8 protein-coding genes and 2 pseudogenes are annotated in these 21,570 nt (G+C 60.1%); all 10 read left to right on the top strand.

Translation table 11 applies throughout. The features are described from left to right. The first annotated feature begins 243 nt into the window (after nt 1-243). The gene (locus KYT87_RS26225) at nt 244-1,899 is read left to right on the top strand and encodes an ATP-dependent helicase (protein WP_219991226.1); all 1,656 of its coding nucleotides are present in this window, start codon (nt 244-246) and stop codon (nt 1,897-1,899) included. A 73-nt stretch (nt 1,900-1,972) separates the two neighbouring features. Next, on the top strand, nt 1,973-4,663 hold the full coding sequence (locus KYT87_RS26230) for a PD-(D/E)XK nuclease family protein (RefSeq protein WP_219991227.1): 2,691 nt from the start codon (nt 1,973-1,975) through the stop codon (nt 4,661-4,663). Nucleotides 4,664-4,665: 2 nt separating this feature from the next. Next, entirely contained in the window at nt 4,666-7,869 is a 3,204-nt protein-coding gene (locus tag KYT87_RS26235) for an exodeoxyribonuclease V subunit beta (RefSeq protein WP_219991228.1), read from the top strand. Beyond that, entirely contained in the window at nt 7,862-8,809 is a 948-nt protein-coding gene (locus tag KYT87_RS26240; protein ID WP_219991229.1) for a hypothetical protein, read from the top strand. Before KYT87_RS26235 ends, KYT87_RS26240 begins: the two co-directional genes overlap by 8 nt. Before the next feature lie 94 nt (nt 8,810-8,903). After that, nucleotides 8,904-9,854: a hypothetical protein gene (locus tag KYT87_RS26245; protein WP_219991230.1), complete on the top strand. Its 951-nt coding sequence runs from the start codon at nt 8,904-8,906 to the stop codon at nt 9,852-9,854. Between the two features lie 721 nt (nt 9,855-10,575). Further along, nucleotides 10,576-13,809, top strand: coding sequence for a helicase-related protein (locus tag KYT87_RS26250; RefSeq protein ID WP_219991231.1), 3,234 nt, complete (start codon nt 10,576-10,578; stop codon nt 13,807-13,809). Nucleotides 13,810-13,823: 14 nt separating this feature from the next. After that, nucleotides 13,824-15,608 carry a DUF262 domain-containing protein gene (locus KYT87_RS26255; RefSeq protein WP_219991232.1) on the top strand — a complete coding sequence of 595 codons (1,785 nt, stop codon included), beginning with the start codon at nt 13,824-13,826 and terminating at the stop codon, nt 15,606-15,608. After that, nucleotides 15,608-16,417, top strand: coding sequence for a DUF4391 domain-containing protein (locus KYT87_RS26260; protein WP_219992787.1), 810 nt, complete (start codon nt 15,608-15,610; stop codon nt 16,415-16,417). Before KYT87_RS26255 ends, KYT87_RS26260 begins: the two co-directional genes overlap by 1 nt. Before the next feature lie 70 nt (nt 16,418-16,487). Next, a pseudogene (locus KYT87_RS30100) lies at nt 16,488-18,481 on the top strand (site-specific DNA-methyltransferase). Nucleotides 18,482-18,565: 84 nt separating this feature from the next. Continuing rightward, nucleotides 18,566-21,570 (top strand): annotated as a pseudogene (locus KYT87_RS26275) (type III restriction-modification system endonuclease).

Genomic DNA, 21,570 nt, shown 5'->3' on the forward strand with positions numbered 1-21,570 from the left:
CTCGACTCGGGCTCAGGGCCGTGGCCCACTATCCGTCAACGCGACAATCAGATCGCAATAAAAAAAGAAATGCTGAATAGGGTATGCTGACGCATATGTATTTAAATACGTACAATTAAATCTAAATGTTGACTTTGGCTGAACAGACCCTTCTGCCAATGAGGCGGTCCGTTCTTCAGGCTGACGCCCTGTACTTTCCCCCGGCACCGCCCGCCAATTTCGCCTGCTAAGGAGCTTCGCAACATGGCGCGTATCGTGCCGGATGGTTGGCAAACCATGGATGCCATCGGCGCGATGCGTCGGGAATTCGAGACGCTGGAATTGTTGGCGCAGGGGTTGCCGGATGGATACACGGTGTATCACGCCGTGCATTGGACCAATATCGAACGATCCCACGCCATCCACGGCGAAGTCGATTTCGTCATCGTCAACCAGGCCGGACACATGATGCTCATCGAGCAGAAATGCGGACCATTGGAAGAGACGCCTGATGGGCTGGCCAAGAACTACGGCGGCGGCAAACTGAAATCGGTACCTGCACAAATGGGCCGCACGGTGAACAGCCTGCGAGGCAAGCTGGCACGGGTCTTGAATGGTGCTTACATCGAGATTGAGCATCTGCTCTATTGCCCCGACTATTTGTGCAAGACGCCGCAAACGGTGGGCGTGATGTCCGAGCGTATCGTCGATGCAAGCCGACGCGACGCATTGTGTACGGTGATTCAGCAGATTCTCCCAGCAGGCATCGCGGGTCCGTTGTACGAGCAGGTGCATCGGTTTCTCTGCGACGTCATTCAACTGGAGGCGGATGCCAGCGCCTTGGTGGGGCAGGCCAAGGCGCTGGTCACCCGCGTGTCCAGCGGCCTGGCGTATTGGGCCCGGCAAATCGACATGACGCCCTTTCGACTGCACGTGAACGGCACGGCTGGCTCTGGAAAGACGCAGTTGGCCCTGGCCGAGTACCGCGCGGCAATCGAGGCCGGACGCAGGCCGCTGTATCTTTGCTTCAACCGGCCCCTGGCAGATCACATTGCCGCGATCGTGCCGGCTGGCGGCGTGGTGTGCACGTTCCACATGCTGTGCGTACGCATGGTCAGACAGTCGGGATCGGTGCCTGACTTCAATGCGGCCATGGCCTTCGAGCAACTGGTCAACGCCTGCCAGGAATTGGCGGTCCCGCTGGATCTGATGTTCGACACGGTCATCATCGATGAGGGGCAGGACATCAAGGCCGAATGGTTTGAGCTGATACTGCGCCATGCCCGCGATGATGCCCGCATTCTCTGGCTCGAAGATCCAATGCAGAAGCTGTATCGCCATGCCGCCGTGGAACTGCCGGGTTGGATACGACTGCGAGCAGACATGAACTTCCGCAGTCCGCGGCCTGTCGTCCAATTGCTGCAAGCATTGGTCCCGGACGGAGTAGCGGTCGTGCCGGCATCGCCCGTCGCGGGCCACGACGTGGAATTCCTTACCTACGAGACTGGCGCGCAATTGCTCGACCAAGTCAAAGAAGGTGTGCGCCTATGCCAATTGGCCGGGTTCGCGACGACGGACATCGCGCTTCTCAGTTATCGGGGAAGGGATAGCTCTCGCATCCTGTCCTACGATCAATTGGGTTCATATGCGCTGCGAAAATTTCTTGGCACCTACGACGGTGAAGGCAGGCCGCAGTATTCCGAAGGCACGCTGGTGACGGATACCGTGCACCGCTTCAAGGGGCAGTCCGCGCCGGCAGTCGTGATGGCGGAGATCGACTTTGAAATGCTGGGCGACGACGAGGTTCGCCGCTTGTTCGTAGGCGCGACGCGCGCCTCCATGAAGCTGGTCTTGGTCATGTCCGAGCGGGCGGCGGCGCGACTGCTCGAACGTCTCGACGTCTGTCCGACACCGGCGTGATCAATCCCGTGGCGGCTCCCGTGGAGGTGGCCGGTCACCCCCAATCCGCACCTATGACCAAAGAGCGAGCGAAATGCAAGAGCAACAAGGCACCACGGCAGCGCTGAGAATTACCCTGGGCCTGCATATCGAGCAGTGGCAAGGCCCTCACCCCGGGACGTCGCTCGAACGCGCGACCGTGGGGCGCCAGGCCTTTCTTGCGATGTTGGAAACCTGGCTCGGCCTGTCGTCGTTGCCAGTCAGTGTGGCTGAACGGACCGCGGCCTTCCTGCTGGCGTTGCGTCAATCCGATGGGCCAGACAGGTTTTTTCACGACAGTTTGGCGGCCGATGAAATCGGCACCGCGGCCCGCCTCCTGCAATGGCGCGACGAATGGATTCTTGGAGGATGGACGGGCGCGGCGGCAGTGGGATGGCCGGCTCGCTTGTCTGACATGGCCGTTGTCGAAGCCGCGGCGGCCGGCTTGTTGCCCCCCGGCGAAGGCGATCGCCTGCTCGCTGTCCTGCGCCGTCTCGATGAGCGCAGCGTACCGGTCGGCGAGATCGTACTGCTGGAGGACTGCAAGCTCTTTCCGTCCTTGTGGCGTAGGCTCTTGGCCCGATTTCCGGTTGTCGATGGAAGCGTCCTGGTTCCCGCGGCCGAGCCGCATACGCAACTGGGGCGTCTGCAACGCGCCGTGTCGGATGCGGTGTCGCTTGACCAATTCAGTGCTCGGCTGGATATCGACGGTAGCGATGGTTCGATTGTTGTGCTGCGTCCCCACACATGCGAAACCGCGGAGCAATGGCTGGCTCATCACTATCATGCCGGGCAGGCCCAGATGCTCCTGGTCAGCGAGCAGCACGGCGCTTCGGTTGACGATACCTTGCGTGTCAACGGCGCACCGGCCTGCGGTTTTGACGAGTCCAGTGCCTTGCGTCCGGCATTGCTGGCGTTGCCGCTGAGCTTCGAGACCTTCTGGGATCCTCTGGAACCTGCGCGCCTGCTGGATTTCCTCATGCATCCGATCGGCCCCTTCCGGGCCTCGGCGCGTCGCGCGTTCGGCGCGGTCTTTTCAGAGCATCCGGGTATCGGCGGGGCCGAGTGGATCAAGGCGCGCGAACGCCTGCTGGCCGAGACTCCGCCCGAACTTCGCGCGGAACTGGAGCAGCACATCCGGGTCTGGCTTGAATCGCCCCGCCATCCGCGAGCCGTCGGCGCGCCCATTGACTACGCAATCGATCGGGTCAAACTGCTGGCGCAGGCGCTGCGCGGCCGTTTGCTGCACATCATGCCTACCGACGCGGTGGCGCGCGATCTTGGCGCAGCCCTAAGCCAATGCGCGGGGACGCTTAGCGGCCTCCAGTCGCTGCAGCGGGACGGGGTCAAGCACGTCAAGCCCCGGTTGCTCGAACAGCTGTGCGCTCAGGCGACCACGGCCTGCGGCAATAGCCTGGCCGTGGCCGAGGCGGCTTGCATGCTCGGCGCCACGACGCCCGAAGCCTGCGCCCTGGGGCCGGTCGCCGAAGTCATCTGGTGGATGCCTTCCGCTCCGAAGCTGCCAGCGGGGCATCCGTGGAGCCGTCCTGAAATCGAGGCGCTGGCAGCGGGCGGGGTCGAGCTTGTGGACCAGGCGTTCGCCATGGGCAGCCTGGCCGCGTTGTGGATGCGGCCGCTGCTGACTGCTGCGGATCGCCTGATTATGGTCTTGCCGCCGGCACCGGCGGAAGACCATCCGGCATGGCAGCTTATCGCCTTGCTCGCGCCTGCGTTGGTCGCATCGCAGCTCGAAGAGCATCCAATGGTGCGCGACCAGTTGAGGCAGGTCGCGCCTCTGCCATTGCAACGCGCGCAAGGCGTCTGGGAGTTGGACACGGATGCGCCATGGCGGGCCACCTATCCGCTTCCGACACGCCTGCCCTCGCAGTCTTACACGTCATTGGATCTTCATTTCAACAACCCGGCGATCGCCGTGTTGAAGTATGCGGCCGGTCTGCGTACTGGGCGGGCTACGGTGGTCGCGAAGGATGGCCGCTTGCTCGGCAACCTCTCGCACCGCTTGGTGGAGACCCTCTTCGTCAACGATGATGCGCCATCCTGGAGCCAGGCCCAATTGGAAGCGTGGCTGGAGCCGGAGTTGGCAAGATTGCTTGAACAGGAAGGCATGCCGTTGCTTGCGCCGGGCAACAGCGCCGCGCTCTTTCAGTTCAAGAACACCATGCGTCACGGCCTATGGGTGTTGCTACAGCATATGGCGCATGCCGGCGTCGTCCGTGTCGAGGCCGAGCGGCCGCTGGCTGGCATGCTCGGTGCGTTGCGTCTCAACGGCGCCACCGACCTGTTGTTGCATCTTGCCGATGGCAGGACCGCCGCGCTCGATCTCAAATGGACGGGCGCGAAGCGCTATCGGCAAGCGCTGTCCGACGGCACCTACCTGCAACTGGCGTTGTATGGCGAAATGATCCGGCAGGAACTCGGCGCGCTGCCTGCCGCGGTGGGCTATTTCACGTTCCGTGAGGCTCTGCTGTTGACCGCTACCCCGGACGTCTTCGGCCCACAAGCCCGCGTCATCAGTGCAAAGAACGGCATCAATGCGTCGGAGCTCGTCATGCAGGCCAGAGCCACCTGGGCCTGGCGGGTGCGGCAGTGGCAGGAAGGCCGTGTTGACGTGATCGAAAAGGGACTTGATCCGGAACCGGAACCATCTCCGGAAGACTGCCTGCCGCTGGGCGAAACCGCGCCGTGGCACGGCGATTACACGGCGCTGTTCGGCAGCAGGGAATAACCATGGATCAGAAGAATATGAATGTGGAATTCGTCCGCGCTGGGGCGGGCAGCGGAAAGACCTATTACCTGACTCACTTGCTGGCGGACCGTCTGCAAAGCGGCGCTGCGCGGCCAGCAGCGATCCTGGCCACCACTTTCACGGTCAAGGCTGCCTCGGAGTTGCGCGAGCGCGCGAGGTCGACGTTGTTAAACCGGCGGCGGCTCGATCTGGCCGCCGCGCTGGGGCAGGCGAGCATCGGCACGGTCAACAGCGTCTGCGGACGCTTGATTCAGCGATTCTGCTTTGAACTCGGCATCTCGCCGGATCAGACGGTGCTGACCGAAGACGAAGGCCGCCGCCTTGTGCGCGTGGCTGTGGAAGGCGTTCAGGATGCGAGCGCTGTAGAGAATCTGGCGCGACTGACCGCGCGGTTGGACCTGGACGACGATGAGGTGACCGCCACGCTGCAGGCGGTCATGAACGCCGCGCGTTCCAACAACATCAGCCCAGAAGAACTTGCCGTGATGGGGCCGCGAAATGCGGACGCCATGCTGGCGTGCTGGCCGCGCCCGCAGGGCGATCACGATGCCGTCTTGAGTGTGGCGCTTGAACGCGCGGAGCGCGAGCTCAAGCAGGCGCAGGCCGCTGGCGTGAATACCAAGGTTCTGAACGACGCGATCGAGAGAGTCGCAGCAGCCCGTAGCGGTCTCGCTCGCGGGCAGCTTGCGTGGAATGCCTGGCAGCAACTGTCGAAACTGAATGCTGGCGCCAAGCAGGCCAGTATTGTGGAGGACCTTAAAGATATCGCAGCACGCCATCCTACCCATGACCGGTTTCACGATGATGTGCGGAACTATCTTTGTACGGTATTCGACCTGGCGGGACGTGCCTTGCAAGCCTTTGCCGACGCCAAACGAGACCTTGGTGTAGTCGACTTCACCGATCAAGAGGTCTTGTTGCTGCGAGCCCTGCAAAGCAGCACCTTGGTGCGTGAAGCGCTCGCAGGTGAGCTCGATCTCGTTCTGGTCGACGAGTTCCAAGACACGAATCCGCTTCAGTTGGCCATCTTCGTAGAGTTGGCGAAGCTGGCCAAAAGCTCGATATGGGTAGGCGACCCCAAGCAAGCCATCTATGGCTTTCGCGGCACGGATTCGACACTCATTCAGCAGATCCTCGATTCCGTGGAAGGCTGGGGCGGCACGATGGGTACACCGTTGTCGGATTCGTACCGGTCCACCCCGGGGTTGGTGGGCTTGGCCAACGAGGTGTTCGTGCCGGCCTTTCACCCCGCATCGGCCTCCGACACCGCGCTCAGGCCGGTGCGCAAGCCGCTTGTCGGACAGCCTCAACTCTTGAACTGGTCATTCGTGACGGAAGCCGGGAAACGTTCAATTTCGCTGAAGGCCTTGGGACCCGCGGTGTCGGAGCTGCTGGAACGCGGCATCCTAATTGCCGACAAGGCCACGGGCCAGGAGCGTCCGTTGCAAGCCAGCGACATCGCCGTGCTGTGCCGTAAGAATGACCATATCAAGTCGGCGGTCGATGCACTGAGCCGCTGGGGCATTGCCGCGGCGGCGGCCCGGCCTGGCTTGATGTCGACGCCCGAGGTTCAGTTGGTGCTGGCCTGCCTGCGCCGTTTGCAGGACGCCTCGGATACGGTGGCCACGGCCATGATTGTCGGGCTGACGGGTTCGGTCAGGCCGGAAGACTGGCTGCAAGACCGCTTGCAGTTCCTTGCCGGGATAGCTGCGGACGGAGACGGCGAGACTTCCCCCTCGGTGTCGGCATGGAAGGCGGAGGGAGCGGACGCTCATCCGCTGATCGCCAGGCTGGCCAGCTTGCGGCCGTCCCTGTTGTCGCTCACGCCGCGTGAAGCGCTGCGGCTGGCAAAAGCCGAGTCCGGCGTTGCGCGCTTGGCACACCAGTGGTCGGCGGCGGAGCGCGAGGCGCAGGTTCGTATCGCCAACATTGAAGCGCTGTTGGCGTTGGCACAACAGTACGAGGAGGCTTGTCTGGGCTCGCGGCAATCGGCGACGATCAACGGGATGTTGCTTTGGTTCCAGGAACTGGTGGCCGATGGAGCGGACGGACGTGCGGCGGCCGCCCATGGCGCGGTCGAAGTCATGACCTTCCATGCGGCCAAGGGCCTGGAATGGCCGATGGTGATTGTGATCGGCCTGGATCACGGCTATCGCACGGATCTGTGGAGCGTGCGTTCCCGGACGATCGGTGCTTTTGACGCGACAGCCCCTCTGGCCAACCGCTACATCCATCATTGGGTCAATCCCTTTAGGTCTGCCGTGCAGGTCATCGCCGACGCGGAGGCGTCAGAAACTGGCAAGCTCATGGCCGAGCAGGCGCGCACGGAGAACACACGCTTGCTGTATGTCGCCCTCACCCGTGCGCGCGATGCGCTCACTTTGGTGGGCGGTACAAAGACGATGGATTCAGTTCCGCCCTGCGATTGGCTCGACGAGATAGGCGCGGCCGCCAAGCTCTGGGGCCCGGCGGGCACATCCGTGATGGACGGCCAGACCGTCGTCCGCGAAACGAAAGCCTGGGACTTCGATGAATCACTCGACGCACCGCCGGTGCCGGCTGCACGGGCCATGCGTTACTTCGACGCGCGCCAGCCCAAATCTTTTGAACGGCTCTGGTTTGCGCCCAGCGCCGCCCAGGCCGGGCAGCATCGGGCGGTGAAGGTGGAGGACGTAGGCAAGCGGATCGTTGTCCAGTCCGACACCGACATGGCTGCGCTGGGTTCGGCGCTGCATGGTTGCATCGCTTGCTCGGTGGCGGATCCGTCGCGTCCCATCAGCGATGAACAGATCAGGGAGGTCCTGATACGCTGGGGCGTCCATGGCGCCGTGACCCCGGAGGCAGTCCGCTTCCAGGTGGGGGCTTTTCAGGAATGGTGGCAGTCCAAGTGGCCTGACGGCACTGCCCAGGCGGAACTGCCGATTCAGGTGCCACGCCTTGACGGCACCGTCATCCGCGGCCAGATTGATCTGCTGATCCGAGTCGCGGCTGGCCACATCCTCATCGATCACAAGGCGGACCCGCGCGGCGTCGCGGACGGCGAGCGCCTGGCCGCGACGCACGGCGGACAACTGGAGGCTTACGCCCGTGCTGTCGAGGCCGTGTCGGGAGAGGCCGTGCGTGAGCGCTGGCTATTTCTGCCCGTTGCCGCACGCGCTGTGCAGATTGCTGCAGCTCATGAATAAGTTCGTAAAAGGCAGTGCCTCGGGCCAGCAAGAACTCGGTATGTCGTTCGGCGAGAAGCCGATTCGACCGCAGCCGTCCGAACGGTGGGCGATGTATCGGTTGATCTGTCCCGTGACGGATGCCGCATTGAAAATCAGCGGCCTGGAAGCCTTCTATGAATACTCCCAGCCGAACGGTCCGAACAAACGGTTGTCGGCGGACATCGCCATCGTGCAGGGCACCCGGCCTGTCTGGTTGATTGAGGCAAAGAAGTTCGCCAGGAAATTGCATCCGGACCTTATCGATTGTTATCTCAAGCCCGGGATGATGGGTGTCGTCACCAACGGCAACCACTGGATCTTTCTCGTGCGCGGAAAGCACGTCGTGTACGGCCCCATGGTGCAGCCAGACGGTCAAGTTGATGCTGCGGTCCGCGCCATCGTCATACGGATGCTGGCTTGCATCAGCGAAGACGAGGCCTTCGGTCTGGAGGATGGTTGGCGCGAGGACTGGAAGGGAATCGCTGCGGTGGAGAGCCCTGAGATCTGGTACATGAACAAGGCAACGGGCTCCCGAGAATTCGCAGAGAAGCTGCAGTTCGACAACCTAGGCGAAGCGGTTCGCGCCGCCTTGAAGCATGTGAAGCACGGTACGAGCACCGCGTTGCTGTTGGAGGAGCTACTCGCTGCAGAGATGGAGATACGCGGTGGGAGCGTTGAAGTCAGCAAAAACCGTCTGATCTGGGTACTCCCCGGATTGGGTCGCGGCGCTCGTGTGGATTTGGCGTCGCGGCAGCTCGACATGCTCGTACACAACACGCTCATAGACGCGGTCGGTCGAGACACGATAAGCGCGAGTATCAAGCTGCATGACAAGAATCACCACATGTCCGTATGCAAGGCAAGCGCGCCCCATGAGGTGAGCAGCCTGGTGCCGGTGTTCAGCGTCATGCCGGGTTAGGCCGGCACCCGCTTAGTCGGGTTGCAAGCGTAAGCAAAGGACGATCGCCGACGTGTTTCGGGAACGAGATAGTGATGAACGGATGAAAAGGAAAATGAAGCCTACAACCTCGCAAGCAGTCGCATTTGGCCATGAAATGGCTACGTACTTATCGGCTTACCGTCATCGCCTGGACGACTATAACTGGGGTATGACGGAGAGCTGCATAGCTGCGGCGCGGGCCCGCGGCTTGCGCTCCGACCGTGATTTTGGCGGAGACTTCGCTGAAACCTTGGAGTTGCGACAGGCGGTTGCCCAGCGATCGCGCGAGATCCAGGCCGGGAAGAAAGGGGCAACCCGTGTTCAGGAACTGGCCGATCTTGCCAAATTCGTGATTTCCGACTGGGGTGGGTTGAATGGAAATGATGAGGAAACGATTGAAGAGTACGCCTCTCGGTTCACCGATATCGAAACCGGATTCGATGCGGTTGTTGATCACGAAAGCCTTCGTTTGGCGGTTCGGCCGCGAATCAGGCGCGGGTTGTACAGATTCGGTGGAATCGCTAGCTGGTCAAAATGGCTTTCATTCGTGTGGAACGATTGGGCATTGATTTACGACGCGCGCATCGCTTTTGCTTTGGACGCGATCCACTTTATCCGATCCGTGAATGCTCCGGTGTTGCCCGTGCCGCCGGGTAGAAACGGGTTGCTTGCGAGTCTCGACGATGAGAGCGCGGCCGCCTTTGCCTGGTTGGGAAGTTACGGGAGCGCGTGTCCTGCACGGGATGAGCTGGTGGCCGCGAGCGTAGGTAAGACAAGCAAGGATGATCCCCTCAGGGTCTGGTTGAACACGGCGGTGGTACCCGGCCAGAATGCCTATGCCTATTACCTCGAAGTTATGGCCGCAGCCCACCGGCAGCTCTGGCAAGATGATCGTCCCCTGGTGCATACGGAGATGCTGCTGTTCAAAATCTCGATCGCTGAAATTGCACAAGACTTCATCGCAGAGATGCTGGCTCGATTTGGGCAGCTACCAGAGGGCGCTGCATTGGCTGAGGCGGCTTGAAAGAAAGAGCGATGTCGCGAATCGCTGCAAAAATCGAGGCGATATATCCGCGCCATCTTTGATGGATGCATTGAGAATAAGGGCGTCCTGAGTTTCAGGCTTGCAAGTCAACCGCGGTTTACGTTCCGGCGCCGATGCGTATGACGGCGGTGGAAGCCCTGCCGGGCCAGGGTTTGCCCGCAAACCAACTTCCACTCCCGCCTCAAGCGAGCCGTGCGGAGGCACGGCTGCGTGCTGATTGCAAACGCGGGCGCGATTTTCGCTCTACCCACGGTTCCCCTCCTGCTATTTATCTGCTGAATGACGTTCAGCTCGAAATTTGACCATAAAGCAGCGGCTTTCTGAACAGCTGAAACCACCGCATTTTGCCATCATGAAAATTCATCAACGAATGTTAATATCCCCGTCAATTTTTCAACGTCCTGATTGCGCCCACGAATCAACATATAGGGTACGTTCGCGTGTCTACGATGATTAGCATCTGGACTGCAGTGACGCGCTTAAGCAGGCTGGATACCGTTCGTTGTCGAGGTCGGGTCGGCAGACGCAAGCCAACGCTGGGGAAGAATTAAGTGAGAGAGATCAAAGCCCTTTTACGCGATCCTGACATGCAGGTCTCGGAAGTGGCGCGTCGGCACGAATTTTCTCGCACCACGAACTACGAGTATGCAGGGGTGTTTAAGCCTCGTGCAAGAATAGTCAGAAGTGAGCGAAGGCGTTCATGAAGCTAATCCAAAACACCGGAACACAGCGCGTAATCGACTTGATGAGGCCCCACCTCAAGCACGGCAACCGACTCGACTGCCTAACGCCTTCTGTTTCTCTCTACGCCTTTGCAGAAATCCGGGAGGCGTTGTCCGCTCTGGATCGAATCCAATTGATCGTGCCCCCTGATAACGAGGCGCTTGAACTCTTGGGTACGGAGGGTGACCGCGCTGCGCGCAATCGTCTGCAGGCACGTTGGTTAGCCAATCAGTGCGCGAAATGGATCAATGAGAAAGTGGAGCTTCGGCGGGCATCGAAATCGGTGCCGCAGGGGGCTGCCGTTATGCGCGGGCCGGACGGCGCACCTGCGCAAGTGATTCTGGGTTCTTTTGCCTTCAACACGTCTGGCCTTGGCCTGACGCCGGGCAACCCGCTGAACCTGATCCAGGCATCAGAAACGGCCGACGAAGCCGCGCAACTCGCCCAATGGTTTGATCATCAGTGGTCGGGCTTGCAAAGTGCTGCTGCCACCGACTCCAAAGGCCAACGCAACGAGAGCGCGTCCGTTCTTCAAGCACTGCAGGCCCTGGGTGAGCATCGCGATCCCTTCACCATCTACACCTTGATGTTGCACCACCTGTTTCAGGGCAGCGGTGACGAGATGGACGAAGAGCGCATCGTCAAGTCCGCCACCGGCATTCGCAATACCGTGGTGTGGAAGAGGCTCTTCAAGTTTCAGCGCGATGGTGTGGTGGGTGCCATCGACAAGCTGAGTCGCTTCGGTGGTTGCATCATCGCCGACAGCGTGGGGCTGGGCAAAACCTTCGAAGCCCTGGCCATCATCAAATATCACGAGCTGCGCAACGACCGCGTGCTGGTGCTGGCTCCCAAACGCCTGCGCGACAACTGGACGCTCTACAAGGCCAACGACAAACGCAACATCCTTGCGGCTGATCGGTTCAACTACGACGTGCTCAACCACACCGATCTGTCTCGTGATGGTGGCCTGTCGGGTGACATCGACCTGTCTCATGTGAACTGGGGCAACTACGACCTGGTAGTGATCGACGAGTCGCACAACTTCCGCAACAAGGCTACGCACAAGGGCAAGGAATCACGCTACGACCGCTTGATGCGACGCATCATCCGTGAAGGCGTCAAGACCCGCGTGCTAATGCTCTCCGCCACACCGGTGAACAACCGCCTGGCCGACCTGCGCAATCAGATTTCCTTTGCCACCGAAGGCGACGACGCCGCCCTGATGGAACATGGCATCCCCAGCATCGAAGCCACGACCGGCAAGGCGCAGGCGCAATTCAATCGCTGGCTGGCGCTGGACGAAGCTGATAATACCCCCAGTCAGTTGGTAGAAATGCTGGGGTTCGACTACTTCACCCTATTGGACCATCTCACCATTGCCCGCTCCAGGCGGCATGTGGAGAAGTATTACGGCACCAGCGAGACCGGCCGCTTCCCCGACCGACTGCCGCCCATCAACATCAAGGCTGACGTGGACCTTGCGGGCGAGTTCCGTGCTATCCGCGACATCAACCAGGAAATCCGTCGGCTCACCCTCGCCAGCTACGCGCCGCTGCGCTATGTGGTGCCCCACAAGCAGGCCGCCTACGACGCCAAGTACAGCACTCAGGTGCGTGGCGGCGAAAGTTTCTTCCGCCAGGCGGATCGTGAAGAAAGCCTGATCCACCTTCTGCGCGTGAACGTGCTCAAACGCATGGAAAGTTGTGTGTCGGCCTTCACCCTCACCGTGCAGCGCCAACTCAAGGATGTAGAGAACACACTGGCACGCATCGAATCCCATGCCGAAGCGCTGGAGGAAATCGACATTGCCGACGTCGATATCGACGACCCGGCGTTCGAGGCCTTGCTGGTCGGGCGCAAGGTCAAAGTGCTGCTGGGCGATGTAGATCTGATTCGCTGGAAGCAGGATCTACTGGAAGACCGTAACCGCCTGGCGACCCTGCTGGCAGCAGCGCGCCAAGTGGATGCCGGGCGTGATGCCAAGCTGGCAGCGCTGCGCGACATGATTGCCCGCAAATGCGCCCAACCCATCAACACACACGATGGCAAAGCAAACCGCAAGATCATCGTGTTCACCGCCTTCTCGGACACGGCGCACTATCTCTACGCCCAACTTGCCCCCTGGGCCAGGGACACGCTGGGTGTGCATTCGGCGGTCGTCACAGGCAGCGCCGGCATTCAAACCACCATGCCGGGCTTAAGTAAGCGCATGGGCGACGTGCTGTCGGCCTTCGCGCCGCGCTCCAAGGAGCGCCCGCAAGACCTGGCGGATGAAGGCGAAATCGACCTGCTGATCGCCACCGACTGCATCTCCGAGGGGCAGAACCTCCAAGATTGCGACTGGCTGATCAACTACGACATCCATTGGAACCCGGTGCGCATCATCCAGCGCTTTGGGCGTATCGACCGCATCGGCTCGCCCAACCAGCGCATCCAGCTCGTGAACTTCTGGCCCAACATGGAGCTGGAGGAATACATCAACCTGGAGCAGCGCGTCAGCGGCCGCATGGTGCTGCTCGATGTCTCGGCCACAGGCGAAGAAAACCTGATCGAGCAGCAGTCCGGCAACGCCATGAACGACCTGGAGTACCGGCGCAAGCAACTGCTCAAGCTGCAGGACACGGTGATCGACATGGAAGACCTGTCGACTGGCGTGGCTATCACCGACCTTACCCTGACTGACTTCCGCATCGACCTGGCGCAGTACCTGAAAGCGCACCCCGGCAAGCTGGACACCCAGCCGTTGGGTGCTTATGCGGTCACCACCACGCTGGATGCCGACATTCCGCCCGGCGTGATCTTCTGCCTGCAAGCCTGCGGCCCGGCAGCAAAGCCCGCCACGACGTCCGACTACCCGCTCGCACCGCACTACCTGGTGCATGTCAGCGATGACGGCACCGTGTTGCTGCCGTACCCGCAGGCCAAGCGCATCCTGGATCGCCTCAAGCGCTTGGCACTGGGGCGCGAACGGCCAGATGACAGTGCCTGCGCACGTTTCGACAAAGCAACCAAAGGCGGCGAGGACATGCGCCATGCCCAGAAGCTGCTCGCGGCGGCGGTGGCCTCCGTCGCCGGGAAGCAAGAGGAACGGGCCGTGGCCAGCCTGTTCACGCCCGGTGGCACCCACGCCATGAAAGGCGAGTTCGCCGGCAGCGGCGATTTTGAGGTGGTGGCATTCCTCGTTGTGCTGCCCGATCAGCAAAGTATTTGATTACAAGGACCAGCATGAGCTTTCGCACCGCCGAACCTGCATTGAAAGATGTCCTCGATGGAATTGCATCGGGGCAAATCCAGCTTCCTGACTTCCAACGCGGCTGGGTGTGGGACGACAACCATATTCGGTCGTTGATCGCGAGCCTCTCGCTCTCCTACCCGATTGGCGCGGTCATGTTTCTGGAAGCAGGCGGCGTGCCATTCAAGCCCCGACTGTTTGCCGGTGTGAATCTGCAGCCTGCACCTGCTCCAAAGACCCTCGTGCTTGATGGACAGCAACGCCTGACCTCGATGTACCTGGCGCTGCGCAGTGGCCAGCCTGTGCCGACACGCACTGAGAAAGGCGCGGATATTCGTCGTCTTTATTTCCTCGACATGAGCAAGTGCCTGGATGAATCGGCGGACCGTGAAGATGCCGTACTTTCAGTGCCGGAGACGCTGCAAGTCACGTCGGATTTCGGCCGAAAGGTCGATCTGGACGTCAGTACGCCAGATCTGCAGTACAGCCAGCGGCTCTTCCCCGTGACCTTGTTATTCGACATCCAAGGGTTCATGGCCTGGGAAAGCGGCTTCAGTGCGCACCATCAGTTTGCAGCGGAAGCCATGCAGTTCATGCAGCGGTTTCGCAACGAAATATGGCTACGCTTCCAACAGTTCAAGGTACCCGCCATCGAACTGACCCAGGACACGCCACGCGAAGCCGTGTGTCAAGTCTTCGAGAAGGTCAATACCGGTGGTGTCACGCTGACCGTGTTCGAGTTGATGACCGCCACCTTCGCAGCGGATGAATTCAACCTGCGCGATGACTGGGAGGCGCGGCAGGAGCGACTAACCGCCAAGCACGATGTGCTCACGGCGGTGGATGGCACCAGCTTTCTCACCGCAGTAACGCTGCTTGCCAGCTATCGGCGGCACAAAGCGCATGGCACATCCGTCAGTTGCAAGCGCGCTGACGTGCTGAAGTTGCCGCTGGCGGACTTCAAGGCGCTGGAATCCGATTTGGAGAAAGGCTTCAAGCGGGCTGCCGAGCTGCTGGCAGAGGAAAAAATCTACGATGACCGAAGCCTGCCGTATGCCACACAGCTTGTCCCGTTGTCGGCCATCTGCGCGCACCTGGCAGACCGCACGACGCAACATGGCGTCAAGCAAAAGCTGCTGCGCTGGTATTGGAGCGGTGTTCTGGGCGAACTGTACGGTGGCGCTAACGAAACCCGCTTTGGCATGGACATCCAGGATGTGGTCGCCTGGATCGAAGGCGGTAGCGAGCCGCGCACGGTGCGCGACGCCAACTTTGCGCCGACGCGTCTGCTTTCCCTGCAAAGCCGCCTTGCAGCGGCCTACAAGGGGCTGGCCGCCTTGCTCATGAAGCACGGTGGTCGGGATTTTGTCAGCGGTACGCCGATCGACCTAAACACCTACTTCAACAACGCCATCGACATCCACCATGTGTTCCCCCGTGCCTGGTGCGAAAAGCAGAAATTGCCCAAGGAGAAATGGAACAGTGTGGTCAACAAGGCCCCACTGGCCTCTGGCACCAATCGTTTCATCAGTGGGGATGCGCCCAGTGTGTACCTTGCACGCATCCAGAAAGCCAAGCAGGTGGCCCCCGATAGCCTGGACGAGTTTCTGCTCTCCCACGTGATTCCGGTGCCTGCGCTGCGCTCGGATGACTTCGATGCGTTTGTCCGCCAACGCGCCACCGCACTGTTGAAGCTGATCGAGCAGGCCATGGGCAAAGCCATTGCCGGGCGCGACAGCGAAGAAACGGTCAAGGCATTTGGAGCGGCACTCTCGTGATGAACGGGTCGGATGTCGTCAGCGCCCTGAGTCTCCCGGATAGCGCGCGGGTGGATCAGCGCGTGCCCAAGAAGCTATTGCTGGAGAACGGTGCGCCCACGGCGTCTGACAAGCGCTTGATCTCCGATGCGATTGAAGACATCCAGTGGCTGGCCGCCCTCAAGCCCAACACCATCGGCGTGCCCGAGTACCGCGATACGCAGCGCGAATATCTAGAGGTCGCGGTTCTGGCTGTCAGCTTGCGCGGAGCCAACAAGCCAGCCAGCCTTTCACGCCTTGCGGAACGGGTGCACCGGGCCGTGCCTTATCCGGTGCTGTTGCTGCTGGAAGAAAAACGGGCTGAAGGGCCAACAATGACCCTCTCGCTGGCGCATAAGCGCTGGGCGCAGAACGAGGCGGGCAAGATCGTGCTCGATGGCGATCTGGTGTCGGCCTCGCTGTTTCAAGCAGCCGATGGCACACCTGGAGCTGTTGCGAAGGCGGCTTCCGACATTGAGCGGGACTTCATGCAATCGCTTGCAGTTTCGCATCAGCCCCAAGCGTCGCTACATGCCCTCTATGAAGGCTGGATCGTATGCGTGCAGTCCCTGCACGCAGCGCGACGGACAGGAATCTATCAAACCGCTGCAACACCCGAACAGACCGCGGCGCGACGACAAGCATTGATCGATTGCCAGCGGCTGGAAGGTGAAATCAGTCGCCTGCGGGCCGAGGCGGCCAAAGGAAAACAACTGGCGCGTCAGGTGGAACTGAACCTGGCACTCAAGCGCCTCCAGGCCGAACTGGCCGCTGCACAACAACAGCTTTGAAGATTGAACGAATGACGGAGAAGACCATGGAAAACTCACGGCAGCCAGCCCCGAAGCCCAATCCGCCGACCTGGTGGCGGGCAATATCGAACAGCTCAAGGCGCTGTTCCCGGAATTGATCACCGAGGACGCGAACGGCGCAGCGGTGAATGTGGACGTGCTCAAGGCGCTGGTGGGCGATGCTACCGTCGCCGATGCCGACGAAAAGTACGGCCTCAATTGGCATCGCAAGCGTCGCGCTCGCCAACTGGCGCTCACGCCCAGCACCGGCACCCTGCGCCCCTGCCCAGAAGACAGCGTGGATTGGGAGTCTACCCAGAACTTGATGATCGAGGGCGACAACCTCGAAGTTCTCAAGCTGCTGCAAAAGAGCTATGCCAGCAAGGTCAAGCTGATCTACATCGACCCGCCGTACAACACCGGCAAGGATTTTGTGTACCCGGACAATTTTCAGGACAACATCAAAAACTATCTGGAATTGACCGGGCAGATCGAAGGCGGACAGAAATTTAGCAGCAATACCGAAGCCAGTGGGCGGTTTCACACTGATTGGCTGAATATGATCTATCCACGCTTGAAGGTGGCGAAGAGTTTGCTTAAGAAGGATGGCGTCGTTTTTATCTCGATCGACGACAATGAGCTTCATAACCTTCGCATGCTTTCGGACGAAATATTTGGCGAAGAAAATTTCGTTGCCACCGTTTCTGTTGTCAACAATATGAAAGGGCGCAACGATAAAAAGCACATCGCCGCTTGTCACGAATACGTTGTTGTCTACGCAAATCCTGGTTTTGTTTCTAACGGCCTACCGCTGACTGAGGCGCAACGCGCCGCATTCAAGTACGAGGACGAAAATGGTCAAAAATATGCACTTCGAGACCTGAGGAAGCGCGGCGGCCCGGATCGTCGCGAGGATCGCCCCAAGATGTATTTCCCTATTTATTGGGATGAGGTGACTGGCATATGTTCGTTGAGTCGAAAAAGCGACGCCGATGTCGAAATTTTCCCTCTGCGTGGAGACGGTTCTGAAGGGTGCTGGCGCTGGGGATATGAAAAGGTGGAGCAGCATCTGGATTGGATGCACGCCAAGCGATCTGGCGTAGTGGCCGGTTGGATGTTGATCATCGGCTGTATCTTGATCCGTCGATTGCAGTAGATGATGCCGATGATGAGCCTGATGATGACGAAGACGAGGCCATTGAGCGCACTTCGAAGCCGAAGTCGGTGTGGTTTGGCGGCGAATTTTCAACCGATAGTGCAAAGCGAGCATTGAAAGAGTTGATTCCGGGAGAATCATTCGATTTCCCTAAATCAATCGATTTTCTTCGTACCTGCGTACTGCTTGGTTCGAGTGGGAATGACCTTGTTGCCGACCTTTTTGCGGGTTCTGCAGCAGCGGGACAAGCAGTGATGCAGCAAAACGCAATCGACGGTTCTGCGCGACGCATCCTGACAATTCAACTTCCTGAACCGTTGAGTCCAGCTGAAAAGAACCAGAAGGCAGCCGCCACGGTATGCGACAAGCCTGGACTTAAGCGAAACATCGCTGAGTTGACGAAAGAACGTCTACGTCGTGCTGGAGCCAAGATTAAAGCGGACAATCCACTGTTTGTGGGCGACACGGGTTTCCGCGTCTTCAAACTCGATACTTCCAACATTCGCGCTTGGAATCCGAAGCCTGATGACCTGGAAGCCACGCTGCTCGATCATCAGGATCACCTACTTGAAGGCCGCAGCGAGGCTGATGTGCTCTATGAGCTGTTGCTCAAACTAGGCCTCGACCTATGCGTACCCATCGAAAAGCGCCGCATCGAAGGGCTTGATGTGCATGCCGTGGGCGGCGGCGTGCTGCTGGCTTGCCTGGCCGAAAAGATCACCCGTGAGCAGGTGGAGCCACTGGCCCAGGGCATCATTGCTTGGCACAAGGAACTCGCACCCGCTGGCCCGGCTGGAAAAGAAAGCACCTGCGTGTTCCGCGACAGCGCCTTTGCCGACGACGTGGCCAAAACCAATCTCGCCGCCATTCTGGAGCAGCACGGCATCCAGAACGTTCGCAGCTTGTAAGGGGCTCGCCATGACAAATTATCAGGACATAGAATTTGCACGCACGCCAGTGCGCCCGAAGGGTAGCGCACACGGAGGTGCGCTATGAAACTGCACTTCGAGCCCAACCTCGACTACCAGATGCAGGCCATCGAGGCTGTATGCGATCTTTTCCGTGGTCAGGAGGTCTGCCGCACCGAATTCACGGTGACCATGAAATGCCCGATGACGCGCAGATGTCACTGGGCGTGGCGCAGTCCGACCTTGGCGTCGGCAACCGCTTGACGTTGCTCGACGACGAGTTGCTCAAGAATCTGGCTGACATCCAGTTGCGCGGTGGCCTGCCGCCTTCTGACGCACTGACGTCCGGCGACTTCACGGTGGAAATGGAGACCGGCACCGGCAAGACCTATGTCTATCTACGCTCGATTTTCGAGCTGAACAAACGCTACGGCTTCACCAAGTTCGTGATCGTGGTGCCGTCGATAGCTATCAAAGAAGGCGTCTACAAAACCCTGCAAATCACCGAGGAGCACTTCAAGGGCCTCTACGCGGGCGTGCCCTTCGATTACTTCCTGTACGACTCGGCCAAGCCCGGGCCGGTGCGCAACTTCGCCACCAGCGCCAACATCCAGATCATGGTGGTGACGGTGGGCGCCATCAACAAGAAGGATGTGAACAACCTCTACAAAGAGAGCGAGAAAACCGGCGGCGAGAAGCCCATCGACCTGATCAAGGCAACCCGGCCGATCATCATCGTGGATGAACCGCAAAGCGTGGACGGCGGCCTGGAAGGCCGTGGCAAGGAAGCACTGGACGCCATGAACCCGCTCTGCACGCTGCGCTACTCCGCCACCCATGTGGACAAGCACCACATGGTGTTCCGCCTGGATGCCGTGGATGCGTACGAGCGCAAGCTGGTCAAGCAGATCGAGGTGGCATCGGCCACGGTTGAGGATGCGCACAACAAACCTTTCGTGCGCCTGGTGAAGGTGGAAAACAAGCGTGGCCGCATCAGCGCCAAGGTCGAGCTGGATAAACAGGCCGCCACTTGCGTGCAGCGGGTTGAGGTGACGGTCAGCGATGGCGACGACCTTCAGCAGAGCGCCGATGGCCGCGCGACCTACGCCGATTTTCGGGTGGGCGAGATCAATACGGCGAAGGGCGAAGAGTTCATGGAGCTGCGCTATCCCGGTGGCGAAGTGTTCTTGCAGCCTGGCCAGGCCCACGGTGATGTGGATGCGCTGGCCGTGCAACGCGAGATGATTCGCCGCACGATCAAGGAACACCTGGACAAGGAAAAGCACCTGCACCCATTGGGGATCAAGGTGTTGAGCCTGTTCTTCATCGACGCGGTGGACAAGTACCGTCAATACGATGCGGACGGCCAGCCGGTCAAGGGCGTGTATGCACAGATGTTCGAGGAAGAATATCGCCGTGCCGCCAAGTTGCCGGCCTACCAGAGCCTGTTTGCCGAGATCGACCTGGAGTCCGCCGCCGAGGAAGTGCACAACGGCTATTTCTCCATCGACAAGAAGGGCGGCTGGACCGACACCGCCGAGAACAATGCGAGTAACCGGGAGAATGCCGAGCGGGCCTACAACCTGATCATGAAGGAGAAGGAGAAGCTACTGTCCTTCGCGACACCGCTGAAGTTCATCTTCTCCCATTCCGCGCTCAAGGAAGGCTGGGATAACCCCAACGTGTTCCAGATTTGCACGTTGCGCGATATTCAGACCGAGCGCGAGCGCCGCCAGACCATTGGCCGCGGCCTGCGCCTGTGCGTCAACCAGGATGGCGAGCGCGTACGCGGCTTCGAGGTCAACACCCTGACCGTGGTGGCCACGGAAAATTACGAACAGTTCGCCGAGAACCTGCAGAAGGAAATCGAGAAAGACACGGGCATCCGCTTTGGCATCGTGGAGCAGCACCAATTTGCCGCCATTGCCGTGACCGGCGCTGATGGGCATGCCGCACCGCTGGGCATGGAGCAATCGAAGGCACTGTGGGAGCACTTGAAAGCTGCCGGCCATATCGATGCAAAAGGCAAGGTGCAGGATTCACTAAAAACGGCGCTGAAGAACGGCAGCTTGGAACTGCCACCTGAGTTCGATGCGCAAAAGAGCCAGATTTCCGAACTGCTGCGCAAGGTGTCCGGCCGGCTGGATATCAAGAATGCCGATGAGCGCAGGCAAGTGCCGCTGCGCAAGGGCAAGGATGGGAAGGCCGTTTATCTTAGCGACGAGTTCAAGGCGCTGTGGGACCGCATCAAGCACCAGACGACGTACCGGGTGCAGTTCGATAACGCCAAGTTGGTGACGGATTGCATCGCAGCCTTGCAGAAGGCCCCGGTTATTGCCAAGGCACGGCTGCAATGGCGCAAGGCCGACATCTCTATCGGCAAGGCGGGTGTCGCCGCGACGGAGAAAGTGGGCGCGGCGACTGTGGTGCTGGACGAGGCTGATATCGAGCTGCCGGATTTGCTGACCGACCTGCAAAATCGCACCCAACTCACCAGGCGCACCATCGTCAGCATCCTGACGAGAAGCGGACGCTTGGACGACTTCAAGCGCAATCCGCAGCAGTTCATCGAATTGACCGCCGAAATCATCAACCGCTGCAAGCGTTTGGCCCTGGTCGATGGCATCAAGTACCAAAAGCTCGGCGACCAACACGTCTATGCGCAAGAGCTGTTCGAGAAGGAAGAGCTCACCGGCTATCTCAAAAACATGCTGCTGGATACGCAGAAGTCGATCTACGAGCACGTGGTGTACGACTCGACCACCGAGCGGGACTTCGCCGATGGGCTGGAGAAGAACGACGCCATCAAGCTCTACGCCAAGCTGCCAGGCTGGTTCAAAGTGCCTACGCCGCTGGGCACCTACAACCCCGACTGGGCCGTATTGGTGGAAGAAGACGGCACTCAGCACCTGTACTTTTTGGTGGAAACCAAGAGCAGCCTGTTCACCGATGACCTGCGCGACAAGGAAAGCGCCAAGATCGAATGCGGCAAGGCGCATTTCACTGCACTGGGGGTCGGTGAGAACCCTGCCCGGTATGTGGTTGCGCGCTCGGTTGACGATCTTTTGACCGTGGCGGCAAAGGGGTAG

Origin of the sequence: Achromobacter sp. ES-001, assembly GCF_019448355.1 — a bacterium.
Lineage (GTDB): Bacteria > Pseudomonadota > Gammaproteobacteria > Burkholderiales > Burkholderiaceae_B > Achromobacter > Achromobacter spanius_B.